The organism is Nitrospirillum amazonense (assembly GCF_007828045.1).
In the GTDB taxonomy this organism is placed as follows: Bacteria; Pseudomonadota; Alphaproteobacteria; order Azospirillales; family Azospirillaceae; genus Nitrospirillum; species Nitrospirillum amazonense_C.
Genome location: NZ_VITN01000004.1, coordinates 38,477 through 52,102, shown reverse-complemented (window position 1 = coordinate 52,102; position 13,626 = coordinate 38,477). Strand labels below are relative to the sequence as shown.

At 67.8% G+C, this 13,626-nt stretch carries 16 protein-coding genes; 1 reads left to right on the top strand and 15 read right to left on the bottom strand.

Going from position 1 to position 13,626, the window contains the following annotated elements:
* Nucleotides 1–21: 21 nt before the first annotated feature.
* From FBZ89_RS07870 to nifT, 5 genes are all read right to left on the bottom strand, one after another.
* Nucleotides 22–357, bottom strand: coding sequence for a HesB/IscA family protein (locus FBZ89_RS07870; protein ID WP_145749465.1), 336 nt, complete (start codon nucleotides 355–357; stop codon nucleotides 22–24).
* Between the two features lie 11 nt (nucleotides 358–368).
* Complete coding sequence (locus FBZ89_RS07865) at nucleotides 369–593, bottom strand: 4Fe-4S dicluster domain-containing protein (RefSeq protein ID WP_145749464.1); 225 nt, start codon at nucleotides 591–593, stop codon at nucleotides 369–371.
* A gap of 69 nt (nucleotides 594–662) precedes the next feature.
* A complete protein-coding gene (gene nifB / locus FBZ89_RS07860; RefSeq protein ID WP_211115140.1) occupies nucleotides 663–2,237 on the bottom strand; it encodes a nitrogenase cofactor biosynthesis protein NifB in 1,575 nt (524 codons plus the stop codon).
* A gap of 220 nt (nucleotides 2,238–2,457) precedes the next feature.
* Nucleotides 2,458–3,336, bottom strand: coding sequence for an SIR2 family NAD-dependent protein deacylase (locus tag FBZ89_RS07855; protein WP_145749463.1), 879 nt, complete (start codon nucleotides 3,334–3,336; stop codon nucleotides 2,458–2,460).
* 1 nt (nucleotide 3,337) lies between these two features.
* Nucleotides 3,338–3,553, bottom strand: coding sequence for a putative nitrogen fixation protein NifT (gene nifT / locus FBZ89_RS07850; RefSeq protein WP_145749462.1), 216 nt, complete (start codon nucleotides 3,551–3,553; stop codon nucleotides 3,338–3,340).
* A gap of 259 nt (nucleotides 3,554–3,812) precedes the next feature.
* On the opposite strand from nifT, the gene FBZ89_RS07845 reads away from it, so the two are divergent.
* Nucleotides 3,813–4,373: a DUF2478 domain-containing protein gene (locus FBZ89_RS07845; protein ID WP_145749461.1), complete on the top strand. Its 561-nt coding sequence runs from the start codon at nucleotides 3,813–3,815 to the stop codon at nucleotides 4,371–4,373.
* A 99-nt stretch (nucleotides 4,374–4,472) separates the two neighbouring features.
* On the opposite strand, the gene FBZ89_RS07840 is transcribed toward FBZ89_RS07845, so the two are convergent.
* The 10 genes from FBZ89_RS07840 to nifV all read right to left on the bottom strand — a co-directional run bounded on the left by FBZ89_RS07840 (nucleotide 4,473) and on the right by nifV (nucleotide 13,603).
* The gene (locus FBZ89_RS07840) at nucleotides 4,473–4,682 is read right to left on the bottom strand and encodes a TOBE domain-containing protein (RefSeq protein WP_040844951.1); all 210 of its coding nucleotides are present in this window, start codon (nucleotides 4,680–4,682) and stop codon (nucleotides 4,473–4,475) included.
* Between the two features lie 80 nt (nucleotides 4,683–4,762).
* Nucleotides 4,763–6,532, bottom strand: a complete 1,770-nt coding sequence (gene nifA, locus FBZ89_RS07835; RefSeq protein ID WP_145749460.1) for a nif-specific transcriptional activator NifA — start codon at nucleotides 6,530–6,532, stop codon at nucleotides 4,763–4,765.
* Between the two features lie 186 nt (nucleotides 6,533–6,718).
* Entirely contained in the window at nucleotides 6,719–7,594 is an 876-nt protein-coding gene (modD, locus tag FBZ89_RS07830; protein WP_145749459.1) for a ModD protein, read from the bottom strand.
* Nucleotides 7,594–7,920, bottom strand: a complete 327-nt coding sequence (locus FBZ89_RS07825) for a ferredoxin family protein (RefSeq protein WP_425465953.1) — start codon at nucleotides 7,918–7,920, stop codon at nucleotides 7,594–7,596. Before FBZ89_RS07825 ends, modD begins: the two co-directional genes overlap by 1 nt.
* Nucleotides 7,917–9,221 carry an FAD-dependent oxidoreductase gene (locus tag FBZ89_RS07820; protein WP_145749458.1) on the bottom strand — a complete coding sequence of 435 codons (1,305 nt, stop codon included), beginning with the start codon at nucleotides 9,219–9,221 and terminating at the stop codon, nucleotides 7,917–7,919. The genes FBZ89_RS07825 and FBZ89_RS07820 overlap by 4 nt, the downstream gene beginning before the upstream one ends.
* A gap of 14 nt (nucleotides 9,222–9,235) precedes the next feature.
* Nucleotides 9,236–10,339, bottom strand: coding sequence for an electron transfer flavoprotein subunit alpha/FixB family protein (locus FBZ89_RS07815; protein WP_145749457.1), 1,104 nt, complete (start codon nucleotides 10,337–10,339; stop codon nucleotides 9,236–9,238).
* Nucleotides 10,340–10,362: 23 nt separating this feature from the next.
* A complete protein-coding gene (locus tag FBZ89_RS07810; RefSeq protein WP_145749456.1) occupies nucleotides 10,363–11,217 on the bottom strand; it encodes an electron transfer flavoprotein subunit beta/FixA family protein in 855 nt (284 codons plus the stop codon).
* Between the two features lie 165 nt (nucleotides 11,218–11,382).
* On the bottom strand, nucleotides 11,383–11,733 hold the full coding sequence (nifW, locus tag FBZ89_RS07805) for a nitrogenase stabilizing/protective protein NifW (protein ID WP_145749455.1): 351 nt from the start codon (nucleotides 11,731–11,733) through the stop codon (nucleotides 11,383–11,385).
* Complete coding sequence (gene cysE / locus FBZ89_RS07800) at nucleotides 11,717–12,442, bottom strand: serine O-acetyltransferase (RefSeq protein ID WP_145749454.1); 726 nt, start codon at nucleotides 12,440–12,442, stop codon at nucleotides 11,717–11,719. The genes nifW and cysE overlap by 17 nt, the downstream gene beginning before the upstream one ends.
* 33 nt (nucleotides 12,443–12,475) lie before the next feature.
* Entirely contained in the window at nucleotides 12,476–13,603 is a 1,128-nt protein-coding gene (nifV, locus tag FBZ89_RS07795) for a homocitrate synthase (RefSeq protein WP_145749453.1), read from the bottom strand.
* Nucleotides 13,604–13,626: the final 23 nt, after the last annotated feature.

Here is a 13,626-nt window from a genome sequence, read left to right as displayed (position 1 = left end):
TCCCTCCCCTCTGGCTTCCGCCTATTGCAGCCGCACGATGGGCGTGGGCGCCGTGGCGCAGGAAGGGACGGCCTTGGGGTCGCGGAACACCAGGCCGCTCTGCGCGGTGCCGTCCGCGAAGTCGATGGTGACGCCGGCCAGCAGCAGCCGGCTTTCCGTGGGCAGGAACAGACGCAGGCCGTCGCGCTCCACCACCGCGTCGCCAGGCTCAGGCGCCGCGCGGACGCTCATGTCGGCCGACAGGCCGGAACAGCCGCCAGGGCTCAGCACCAGGCGGAACCCGGCCGCCGGCCCGCCATCGGCCCGCAGCATGAAGCGGATGAAGCGTTCGGCCGCCGGGGTGATCGTGAAGGTCATCGCCATCCCCCTCAGCCGGCCACCTGATAGCGGGGATAGGCGGTGTCGATGACGCAGGTGTTGTCCACCGGGCAGACGGCGACACACTGCGGCACATCGAAATAGCCAATGCATTCTGTGCACTTCTTCGGATTGATGACGAAGGTGCCGCCCTTTTCCGAAATCGCCACGTTCGGGCACTCCGCCTCGCAGGCGGAGCAGCTGGTGCATTGCGAGGCGACGATCTTGTAGGTCATGGCTTCTGTACTCCTTGGGCAAATGAGACCGGGGCCGGATGCGGCCGTCCCTGGTCCGAACGGTTCGCGTCAGGCGGCGACGATCAGGGCGCCCTGGCGGATGGCGGCATCGCCGCGCGGGGTGTGGACCAGCTCACCGGCCGCCACCTTCCCCAGGTAGCCCTTGAACCAGGCGATGGCGGATTTCTCGATGAACTCATGGGCGTATTGGTCCACGGGCTCGATGCCCGCCCCCAGCAGGTCCGCCTTGGGACAGCCGCCGATCTTGGCGACGAAGACGGCGTGACAGTCGTTGATGGCGCGGATGACGGTCTGCAGGCCGTCCTCATCGCCAAAGCCACCCTGGCAATAGAGGTCTACGCGCCGGTGACCCACGAACTTGGCCCCGGCGGTGGACAGCTCGTACACCTGGAATTCCTTGGCGTGGCCGAAATGCTCGTTGATCAGGCCCGAGCCCTTGGTCGCCACCGCCACCAGCAGGGTGATGTCGCTTCGCGCCCCGGCCAGCGTGGCCAGTTCCTCCTGCTTGGCGGCCACCTTGGCCACCCGTTCCTCCTCCACCCGCGCCTGATAGGCCTGGCGGCCCTCCAGGTCGTAATCGACCTCCATCTCCATGATCTTTTCGGTGGTGAATTCGGCGCTGCGGTCCTCGCCCAACAGGCCGACGGCGTCGGCCCGGCACTGGCGGCAGTGCCGCATCATGTTCATCTCGCCCTCGCAGTCATCCTGCAGGGCCTTCAGTTCCTGGGCGGTGGGACCGCGCTGGCCCGTCAGGCCGAAGACTGTGCCGTGCTCGGGCGCCGAGATCAGGGGCATGATGTTGTGCAGGAAGGCGCCGCGCGACTTCACCGCGCGGTTCACCTCCACCAGGTGCCGGTCGTTGACGCCCGGGATCATGACGGAGTTGACCTTGCACAGGATCCCGCGCTCGGTCAGCATCTCCAGCCCGCGCAGCTGGCGCTCGGTCAGCAGCCGCGCCGCCTCCACGCCCGTGTAGCGCTTGTGGTTCCAATAGACCCAGGGATAGATCTTCGCCCCGATTTCCGGATCCACCATGTTGATGGTGATGGTGACGTGATCGACGTTGTATCGGGCGATGGTGTCGACATGATCGGGCAGCGCCAGGCCGTTGGTCGACAGGCACAGCTTGATGTCCGGCGCCGTCTGGGAGATCAGCTCGAAGGTCTTGAACGTCTTGGCCGGATTGGCCAGCGGGTCGCCCGGCCCGGCAATGCCCAGCACCGTCATCTGCGGGATGGTGGAGGCGACGGCCAGCACCTTCCTGGCCGCCTGCTCCGGCGCCAGCCGCTCGCTCACCACGCCGGGGCGGGATTCGTTGGCGCAGTCGTACTTGCGATTGCAGTAGTTGCACTGGATGTTGCAGGCGGGCGCCACGGCCACATGCATGCGGGCGTAATGGTGATGCGCCTCCTCGCTATAGCAGGGATGGTTCTTCACCTTCTCCCAAATCTCGGTGGGCAGGTCGCCCTGGCCGGCGGCGGAACCGCAGCTGGCCTTGCCGCTGCCCCCCTGGGTGCCACACCCTTTGTGTTCGGCCACCTGCTGCATCACGGCGTCGATGGTGACCAGATGGCCGCCGGTCCCGCCCTGCGACACCCCGTCCTGAGTTGTGGATGCGTGCATGTCCGTTCCTTAATGTTGCGGCCGGCACCCGGGCGCGGCGATCTCAATAGGAAAGCGTGCTTGACACCTTATGGCCGGGCCCGCTTGAACCCACCTCACTCAGCAAAGGCCGTGCCACCTCCCTGAGGCGCGGAGAACGGCGGAAACCTTGGATTTCATGCCGTCATCCCTGGCTGTGCGGTTATCGACAAACCGCGACGAAGCCGGACACCGGCGTCCGTTACGCGACAGCCCCGCACAGGATTTCGACCGCCCGCGACAGCGGCACGGCAACGGGCGTCAGGCCCTGCGCGGCGAAGAACTTGACCTCATTGCGGGTCAGCTCCGCCGGTTCCACCACGACGTAGTGCCGATCACCCGATCGCTTGGAAACCTGGCGGGCGTAGGTGCGCAGCAGCTGGTCATGGAAGCGGCAGCCCACGAACAGGAAGCCCCGGCCATGCCGCCGTTCCTTCACGATGTCGGGGATGGGCGTCTGGATGTCGATTTCCGTCAGCACCTCGACGTAATCGGCGTCGGTGATCAGGAAATTGCGTACCGGGTCGATGGCGCCGTGCGGTTTGTACAGCACGGTTTGCCACGCCGTCGCGGCGTCGCGTGTCGTCTCCGTCCCCTGGGCGTCATAGAAGCGGTACCAGCGGTCCTCGCCGATGCCGGCGCGGGTGATGCCCTGCACCTCCCCCCAGTTGGCGGTGGTGGCGGCCAGGGCGGCACGCATGGCGCCGTCGTACCAGGTGTCGATGATCAGCGGCGCGCCCAGGGTCGCCAGATGGTGATGCAGGGCCGTGGGCGCCACCGGCGGCCGGAACGCCTCCGCCATCAGGGCGGAGACGGTGGAGCGGTGGCGGGTGCTTTCGATGTGCTGGGCCGCCGCCCAGGCGTTGCCCTTGGCGCGGCGGGGCAGCGCCACCTTGGCGGCGAAGAAATCGGCCAGCGCCTCATGGGTCGTGGGTGCCGCCGCCGGGGACAGGCGGGCCAGCGCCGGCCCCAGGTAGGGAACCAGGACACCGGCGCGCAGTCGCCCGGCCAGGTCGGCCAGCAGGCGTTCAGCCTCAAGGCCATCGGGCATGACGGAAGCGGGGGGCGCCAAGGCTGTCATCTCACTCCTCCTCCCCCCGCTTGCGGGCGTTGACCGTCACCGGCAGGCGCGTGTCGGCCGCCATCTCCGGCAGGTCCAGGACCCAGCCGTTGGCGATGCGGATCCAGCCGCCCCACAGGTCCTCGCGCTCGGATTCCACCACCGGTTCTTCCAGGTCCTTCTTCGGCACATAAACGGAAAGGCCGATCTCGGGTGAGCGGCGGATCATCACTTTCATCGGGACCGGTCCTTGCCATTGGAAACTGTTCCCCAATTCAGCAAGGGCCATGCCATGCGGAAAGGCGCTGAAACCGGCGCTTTCCCACGCACCGTCGCGTTGGGAACCCGACAAGGCCTGTCGTATCCCCTACCGCCGATGGACGCTTTCCCCTGGAAAATGGCGGCACGGCACCGGCCGGACGGTGGCATGCCGGGTGCAAGTCCCGCCCTTGATCCGGCCATGCGCCGCGACCGCTTCCCTGGACAGGAGATCCCCCATGCCCGACAGCGTCGCCTATACGGACAACCTGCTGAACCTGGCCGCCGTGATCTATCAGCCGGAAGACGACGTGGACACGCTGCTGGCCGACTTCGCGCTGGGCCTGCGCGACCGGGGCCGCCGGGTGGGCGGCATCGTCCAGCGCAACCGCAAGGGCGACTGCGGGCCGGTGAAGCTGATGGAGGTGGTGGACCTGCGCAGCGGCCGTGCCATCCCCATCTGCCAGAACCTGGGGCCCGGCTCGGTGGCCTGCCGCCTGGACACGGGCGGGCTGGCGGACGCGGCCCTGGCGGTGGCCCAGGCCGTCGCCGACCGGGTCGAGCTGGTCCTGGTCAACAAGTTCGGCAAGACAGAGGCCGAGGGTCGCGGCCTGCGGGGGGAGATCGCGGCCGCCATCGGCGCCGGCCTGCCCGTGCTGACCGCCGTGCCCTGGCGCTTCCACGACGCGTGGACGGCCTTCACCGGTGGCTACGGCACCACCATGGCGTGCAACACGGGCGTGATCACCGCCTGGTGGGAGGACTGGGCGCGCCGGGCCGATTGGCGGCGGGCCAACTGACGGCGGGCCAACTGACGGCGGGAGAGTACCGGGCGCGCCGCGCAGCAGTGATGGCGGAGGGGCCGGTGCCGGCACCGCCGGCACCGGCCCCCGCAGCGCCTATTCCTTGCCGATGATCACATCGGATGACTTGATGATGGCGGAGACGGTGTCACCCACCTTCAGGCCCAGATCGTCGACCGACTCATTGGTGATCGATGAGGTGATGATGCTGCCGGCGGCGATCTCGATCTTCACATGGGCGGTGGTCACCCCCTTGGTGACGGCCACGACCTTACCGGCGATGACGTTGCGGGCACTCAGCTTCATTCCTGTCTTATCCTCAAGTCAGCGGTCCATGGGAACGTCCACGGGGACCACGGGCACCCGCTCCTGGCCTTGGCGGGAATTCAGAACTTCTTCACCGGGATGTTGTGCTTGATCAAGGCATAGCCCACCTGGCGCGGTGTCAGGTTCAGCAGCCTTGCGGCCTTGGCCTGCACCCATCCCGCCATCTCCATCGCCTGGATCAGGCGGTCCCGTTCCGACAAGCCATCACCCTGCGCCGCGGCACAGGTTCCCGCCTGCGGGCAGGTGGCCGGAGGACCATCCCCATCCCCCAACGCCGCAGCCGGCTCGACCGGCACCGGCTGGCGGAGCGGCAGGGGCGTGGGCGCCGATGGGCGTGACATGATCTTGAAGGCGCTGCCCGGACCGATGGCCCCCTTCCACAGGGTGGAAGACAGGCACTCGTCATGCCGGCAGGCGAAGTCGTCCGCGATGATGCCGGCGTCCCGCGACAGGGTGGCCGTCCGGCGCACGCAATTCTCAAGCTCCCGCACGTTGCCGGGGAAGTAGCAGCTTTCCAGGACGGCGTAGGCGGAGCCGGTCAGGCTCTTGCGCGTGCCGTGTTCCTCATTGAAACGCTTCAGGAATTCGCGGGCCAACAGGGTGATGTCTTCCCGGCGGTCGCGCACCGCCGGCAGGAAGATGGAGACGACGTTGATGCGGTAATAGAGGTCGGCCCGGAACTGCCCCCGCGCCACCGCTTCCTCCAGGTTCTTGTTGGTCGCGGCCACCAGCCTGACGTCCACCTTCAGCGTGCGCGAGCCGCCCACCCGCTCGAACTCCCCTTCCTGCAGGACGCGCAGCAGCTTGGCCTGGAAGGCGGCCGAGATTTCCCCGATCTCATCCAGGAACAGGGTGCCGCCGTGGGCCAGTTCGAACCGGCCCTTGCGCAGCGACAGGGCGCCGGTGAAGGCCCCCTTCTCATGCCCGAACAGCTCCGACTCCAGCATGCTCTCGGGCAGGGCGGCGCAGTTCAGCTTCACGAACGGGCCGCCGCTGCGCGGCGACAGGTCGTGCGTCGCCCGGGCGAACAATTCCTTGCCGGTGCCGGACTCCCCGCGCAGCAACACGGTGGAATGGCTGCGCGCCACGATCTTGATCTTGTCGATGACCGCGCGGATGGCCGGACTGTCGCCGACGATGCCCTGGGGCCTGACCTCGCGTTCCGGCCGCGCGGTTTCGATCAGTTCCTTTTCCAGGCGGCGCTGCGCGCTCATCAGCCGTTCACGATCCCGGCCGATCAGGTCGTGCAAGCGCACTGTCTGGCCCACCAGGTTGGCGATCATGACCAGGAAGCGCACATCCTCATCCAGGCGGAAGGTCGCCTTGCCCTCCCATGTGCGGTCCAGCGTCAAGGTCCCGATGACCCGGTCCCTTTCCTTGATGGGGACGCCGATGAAGGACACGCGCGAGCCGGCACCCCATTCCACGGCCGACCAATCGTCGAACAGGGGATTATCGGCCACGTTCTCCACCACGACCGGCATCTGTGTCGTGACGATCTGGCCGATGGCCCGTTCGGGCAGCCGGTCGAAATGGCTCTTGGCGTTCTTCTCCGTCCAGCCCAGGCCCACCACCACCTGGGGCGAACCATCATCGCCCAACAGGGCGATGATGCCGTGATGCATCTCCAGGAAGCTGGAGAGCAGCGCCAGGACATTGGACAGCGTCGTTTCCAGGCGGGTGGGCACCGCCAGGATCTTGGAAATCTCATACACCCCGTGCAGCGCTATTTCCGCGCGGGAGGAGAATTCACCGGCGCGCGACCGATCCGCCGCCGAGGGCGGGCTGGATGTCGCGGACGCATGAGAGGCGGAACCAGTCATAGGCATCGCACGAATCCTTTCGTGTCCCGAGGCCTACCGATGCGGCGGCGCAGCCCCTGCCAACTGCCAGTCCAGTCAAGTACCTACGGGTAAGCTTCGCAGGCGCAACACGAGACCGCAAGTGAATTCACAATATTCAATCAGCAAAATATCATGTTCATTCAGCAAACTATTCTTTCAGATCCATTTGATTCATAAGGCCGTTATAGTCACCTGTATATCGCGCGGCTTGGCAAAGAAGAGGGCCGAGGTAACCAGCGTGTCGGCACCCGCCTTCGCATATGCACCCGCGTTCTGTGCGGTGACGCCACCGGCCGCGGCAACGACTGGCCGGCCGTCCACGCGCCGGGGCAGCCGGCGCACCAGCCGGTGCACCGCCTCGGGCGGAAACTTTTCCAATTGGATGACATCGACGTGCGCGGCGGCGGCGGCCAGGGCATCCTCCTCGCTGGTCACCTCCACCATGACCGCGCGCTCCGGCGCCGTCCGCTTCAGCCGGGCGATCGCCGTCGCCAAGTCATGCGGCGGATCGAAAAAGACCCGATGTTCCGGGAACAGCAGGATGGTGTCGGAAAGTCCCAGGCGGTGAATGTCCCCACCCCCCGCCAGCACCGCCTTGCACGCCAGCCGGCGCGTATAGGGAACGGATTTGCGGGTGCACAGCACCGCGATGTCGGGGTTGACCACCCGCGCGGCATCGACGATGGCGCGGGTCTCGCTGGCCACGCCCGACGCCCATTCCATCAAGGTCTGCGCCACCTTCCAGCCAGCGTGCAGGGCCGCGGCGGAGCCCGTGGCCTCCAGCAGCACGGCATCCCCGCCATAACGGCATCCGGCGGGTGCCATGGCGGTCACGGCGGCGCCCAGCCGGACCAGCAGGCGGGCGGCCTCGTCCACGCCGGACAGCACCATGTCCGTGCGGGCCTGGAAGCGCATGCGGCCCGGCCGGCCACCGATGCCCAGGGCCCGGGTGGTCAGGTCGCCAAAGCGCACATCCTCTTCCAGCAGCCGTTCGACGGCCTCCTCGGAGAGGTGAAGCGGGTCACCGGCGCCCGCGTCGATGGCCATCAGCCGAACTTGAACAGAACGCCGAAGCCGCCGCGGGGATAGTTCCATTCCACCTCCCCGGTCTTGGCGGTCAGCACGCGGCAGGTGCCGCATTCCACGCAGCCGTCCACCACCGCCTCCACCTGCCCCTTGTCGTTCTGGCTGTAACAGCCGGCGGGGCACAGGTGGGTCAGCGCCATCAGCGCCTTGGAGGGTTCGGTGTGGGGCTTGATCTTGATGTGCGGGCGCCCGGCATCCACCAGGTAGCGGTTCTGGAACAGCCGCTCCTCCACCTTCACCAGCGGTGCGCCGGGGGCGCCCGTCCCCACCTCAGTCGTGTTCATCATCGCCATGACCTCGCCAGTTTGAGGGCGTCCCCGATCAGGCCGGGCAAGGTCCGGCCGCTGCGGAACGATTGGAAGATCTGCTTTTCCTTGGCGCGCTTATCGACGCCGTCCACCCGGAACCAGGTCTGGGCCGCGGCGGTCAGCAGCTTGGGATAGACGCCGAAGATGTGCTTGTTGCGGTGCAGGAAATCCGGGATGCGCCGGTATTTCCTCAAATCCTTCATGACGAAGGTTTCCTCCAGCCGGCGCTGGTATTCGGCCAGGTTGGCCTTGGTCGCCATCTCCCGCCGCCGCTTCAGCCACACCACCGTCTCGCCGGCGACGCGACCGGTGGTCATGGCCAGGTTGGAGCCTTCGCGATGAACGGCGTTCACGAACTGCCCGGCGTCGCCCACCACGATCCAGCCGTCCCCGAACAGCTCCGGCATGGCATTGTAGCCGCCCTCTGGGATCAGATGGGCCGCGTACTCCTTGCATTCCGAGCCTTCCAGCAGGGGGCGGACGCTGGGGTGGCGCTTGAACGCCTCCAGCAGGCCATAGGGCGTGCGGCCGCTTTCCGCGAAGTCCGAGACGATGCAGCCGATGCCGATCGAGATGGATTCCTGGTTGGTATAGATGAAGCCGGTGCCCGTCATCCCGTCGGTGATGGTGCCCATGGCCTCGATCACCACGCCCTCGTTGCCCGCAAGGTTGAAGCGGCTTTCGATCACCTCGCGTGGCAGGAAATGCATTTCCTTCACCGCCAGCGCCACCGTGTCCGGCTTCAGTTCGGGCCGCAGGCCGGAACGCTGGCCCACCAGGCCGTTCACCCCTTCACCCAGGATGACGACGTCGGCGAAGGCGGTGCCGCCGTCGCGGTCGGTACGCACGCCGATCACCCGGCCCTGCGGGTCGCGCAGCAGTTCCGTCACCGTCGTCTCGCACAGCAGGACGGCGCCAGCCTCCCGCACCTTGCCGCTGAACCACCTGTCGAACTGGGCACGGATGATGGTGTAGCGGTTGGGCTTTTCCTCATTGAAGTCGTCGGAACGGTAATGCATGCCCACATAGGACGTGTCGTCCATGGTCCACAGCCGCTGCTCGATCACATGGCGTTCCAGCGGCGCGTCCTCGCGGAAATCCGGGATGATCTTTTCCAACGCATCGGCGTAGAGGATGGCGCCCTGCACGTTCTTGGAGCCCGGGTATTCCCCGCGTTCCAGTTGCAGGACCTTCAGCCCTTGCTTGGCCATGGTGTAGGCGGCGGCGTTGCCCGAGGGACCGGCCCCCACGACGATGGCGTCGAACTTGTCCCTGATCATGACGGGGGCCTCCTTCAGCCGGCAAGGCGGTTGACGGACAGGTGCGCCTGGAAAGCCCGGGTCAGGGCCGGCAGCAGCTCTATCGCGTCGGCGACCACGCCCAGGTGGGCGAAGTCGAAGATGGGGGCGTTGGGGTCGGTGTTGATGGCGACGATGGTGTCCGCCCCCTCCACCCCCACGCGGTGCTGGATGGCGCCGGAAATGCCGGCGGCGATGTACAGCTTGGGCCGGATGGTCTTGCCCGTCTGGCCGATCTGGCGGTCGGCGGTGATCCAGCCCTTCTGCACCAGGGGGCGCGACCCGCCGTAGTCGCCGCCCAGCACCTCCGCCAGCGCGCGGACCAGCTGGAAATTCTCCGCCGAGCGCAGGCCCAGGCCGCCGGCCACCACGATGTCGGCATAGGCCAGCTGCGCCTTGTCGCTTTCACGGTCGGCGATGAAGCGCAGCACCTTGGTGACCACGTCCTCCTCCGAGAGGTCCAGCGGGTGTTCGACGATACGGCCCCAGCGCCCCGGTTCCCGCGCCGGCATGGCCATGACGCGCGGGCGCACGGTGGCCATCTGCGGCCGGTAGTTCAGGGTCAGGATGGTGCACAGCAGAGACCCGCCGAAGGTCGGCCGCGTCGCCGCCAACGAACCCTCGTCATCGATGGCCAGTTCGGTGCAGTCGGCCGTCAGGCCGGTTTGCAGCGTGGTCGCCACCGATCCCGCCAGGTCGCGCCCCAGGTTGGTGGCGCCCAGCAGCAGGATTTCCGGCTGGTGGGCGTTCACCAGGTCGGTCATGGCCCGGGTGTAGGTCTCATTGCGATAGTGCGCCAGGATGGGTGCCGTCACGGTGTAGACCAGGTCCGCGCCATGCTCGAACGCGGCCGCCGCCGTCTGGGCCGCCGTCAGGCTGTCGCCCGCCAGCACCACGCCCGCCAGGTCGACGCCGCGCTTGTCCGCCAGCTTGCGCCCCTCCCCCAACAGTTCCAGCGACACCGGGTGGACGACGCCGTGTTCGCACTCGATCGCCACCCAGACGTGGCGGTAAGCCTTGAACCGCTCCGGCAGTTCGCGCTTGGTGCCGGCACGGCCGGCAGCGGGAGGCTTGGGGGCGTTGGGGGGGGCGTCGCTCATCGTCTTGTACTCCCTCGGGGGTGTCACTGGCCGGCGGCGAACCGCAGCAGATCGTCTTCCAGCGGCGGCTGGGTCCGGAAAATCGCGGCGATGACGTCGATCGCCAGTTCGTCGGCGGATCGGTCGGCGGTCGGCACCTGGCGAACCTTTTCCGCCCGACCCTGGGGCGCGAACACCTTCTTCACGATGGTGGGCGATCCCTTCAGGCCGCAGCGCGCCAGTTCGGTGATGCCGGCATCGGCCGCACTCCACCGCACGACCTGGGCCCGGGCCGCGCGGTAGGCGTCATCCAGGCTGCCCCGGCGGATCTCGTTCACGCCTTCCAGCATGGTGATCAGCACGGGCAGGCGGGTTTGCAGCACCTGCAGCCCCCCCTCCGCCCGCCGCTCCACCGTGATGGTGCCGGCGGCGGGATCCAGGTCGGCGATGCGGGCGACGTAGGTCAGCTGGTTCAGGCCCAGGCGCTTGGCGATGCCGGGCCCCACCTGGGCCGTGTCGCCGTCGATGGTCTGCTTGCCGGTGAAGACGATGGGCGGCTCCCCGAACTCCTGGCTGATCTTGTTCAGGGCGGCGGCCAGGGCGAAGCTGGTGGCCAGGGTGTCCGAGCCCGCGAAGGCCCGGTCGGTCAGCAGCACGGCACGGTCGGCGCCGAAGGTCAGCGCCTTGCGCAGCGACTCCTCCGCCATGGGCGGTCCCATGGTCAGCACCGTCACCTCGCCCCCCAACCGGTCGCGCAGGCGCAAGGCCTCCTCCAGCGCGAACAAATCATAGGGGTTGATGATGGTGGGCACGCCCTGGCGCATGATGGTGTTGGTCACGGGATGGACCCGGATCTGCGCGCTGTCAGGGACCTGCTTCATGCAAACGACGATGTGCATTTCCCTATTCCTTTCCCTCACCCGATCCGGCGGTCGCAGCCCATGATTGGCAAGGGCCATGCCAACTGAGGACGCCCCGCTAAGTTATTGAATTGCCTTCATCTCGCCTTCCGCCCATAAGCGATGCTTTGTCGGATAGGCGACAGGCCCTGTCGGCTCTCAGCCTCACGGCCCCTTGGCGCCGTCCAACGCCGCCAGCGGCACGAAGGGCTTGGGCGCCGGCTGCTTGGGTGCCACCGCGTCGCGGTGCACCTTGAACAGCCGTTCCGCGATGGGGGTGGAAGCGACGAAATCCTGATAGGCCTGTTCCAGGTGGCCACGGCAGAGCGTCCGGATTTCGCCCTCATCCAGGCCGGCGAACGCGCCCTCCCCCTCACTGCCGCGCAGGTATTGACCCATGCGGCGCAAGATATGCAGCCGCGCGACGCGGACCACCGCCGCATCGAACGGCACCTCCAGGAACACGAAGAAGTCCTCGGCCGACGACAGCCGCGACAGCTCATCCAACACGCCCATGATCCCTGCCCTTCGCTTCGGGTTCGTACAAAAGCGCCGCCAGCCGGCCCTGCGTGTGAGCCAGGCGCGCCTCAAGAAAGGCGATGCGATCCAACATCAGGGTCAGCGCATCCCCCACCGGATCGGGGATCAGGTGGTGGTCCAGATCGATACGGCCGGCCGTGCCCCGCCGGGCGCGGGGATCGCGCACCACCCGGCCGGGAATGCCCACCACGGTCATCCCCGGCGGCACATCCTCCACCACCACGGAATTGGCGCCGATGCGGGCGCCGGCACCCACACTGATGGGCCCCAGCACCTTGGCCCCGGCGCCGATCAGCACGCCAGACCCGACGGTGGGATGGCGCTTGCCGGGGGACCAGCTGGTCCCGCCCAGGGTGACGCCGTGATACAGGGTCACGTCGTCCCCGATCTCCGCCGTTTCCCCGATGACCACGCCGGCACCATGATCGATGAAGAAGCGCCGGCCGATGCGGGCACCGGGGTGGATGTCGACGTTGGTCACCAGCCGCGCGAACCAGGACAGCAGCCGGGCGGGGAAACGCAGGCCGCGCCGCCACAGCCGGTGGGCGATGCGGTGGTGGATGACAGCGTGCAGCCCCGGATAGGTCAACGCGATCTCCACCGTATGCCGGGCCGCCGGGTCGCGCGCCTTCACGCAGGCGATGTCCTCACCCACCAGCCCCCATAGTCTGCGTTCCCGTGCCATGGCCGCCCCCATCGCCTTGTCGGTCCCCAGGGGTCAGTCGCCCGCCGCCTGGTAGAACTTCAGCAGTTCGCCCTCATTGATGGGGCGCTTCCAGGCGACGGCGCAGTTGCGCACCTCATCCAGCACCCGGCGGGCGCGGCCTTCATCGGGGGACAGACCCAATGCCGCCAGGGCGTTGTTGATCGCCGCCATGCCCGAATGCTTGCCCAACACGATGGAGCGCACGCGGCCGAACCATGCGGGGTCGATGGCCTCATAGGTTTCCGGGTCGCGCAGCAGGCCGGACACGTGGATGCCGGACTCATGGGCGAAGACGGCCGAACCGACGATGGACTTGGCCACCGGGATGGGCCGGCCGGCGGCTGCCGCCACCAGTTCGGCCAGGCCCGTCAGTTGAGTCAGGTCCACGCCCGTCCGTCGTTGGGCGATGGGGCCCAAGGCGGCCACCACCTCCTCCAGCGCCGCGTTGCCCGCCCGTTCACCCAGGCCCAGGACGCAGACGCTGGCATGGGTGGCGCCACCGCGCACCGCCGCCAGGGTGTTGGCGGTGGCCAGGCCCAGATCGTCATGGCCGTGGAATTCCAGTTCCAGATCGGTTTCCGCACACAACTGCCGGAAGATCTCATGGGTGCGGAAGGGATCCAGGATGCCCACCGTGTCGGCGAAGCGGAAACGATGGGCGCCCGCCTCCTCCGCCGCCGCCACGACACGCAGCAGGAAGTCCATCTCCGCCCGGCTGGAATCCTCGCCGCCGACCGCCACGGCCAGGCCCCGGTCCCGCGCGTAGGACACCACGCGGCGGATGCGGGGGATGATGTCCTGCCGGCTGATCTGCAGCTTCACCCGGATCTGTCGGTCGGACACCGGCACGGACAGGTTCACCCGTGTCAGGCCGGTGCGCAGGGCGGCGTCCACATCGGCCTCAGTCAGGCGGCACCAGGCGATGGCCTCGGCCCGTCCCAGGGACGCCCCCACCGCGGCCATGGCCTCGATCTCCTCGGCTCCCATGGCGGGAATGCCGGCCTCGATCTCATCCACGCCGGCGGCCTCCAGCTTGCGGGCGATGGCCACCTTTTCCGCGGTGGTGAAGGCGACGCCGGGCGCCTGTTCACCGTCGCGCAACGTGCTGTCATTGATGACGATGGGCGGTGCCTTGAGCATGCTGCGTCTCCTTGAGCGAAGGG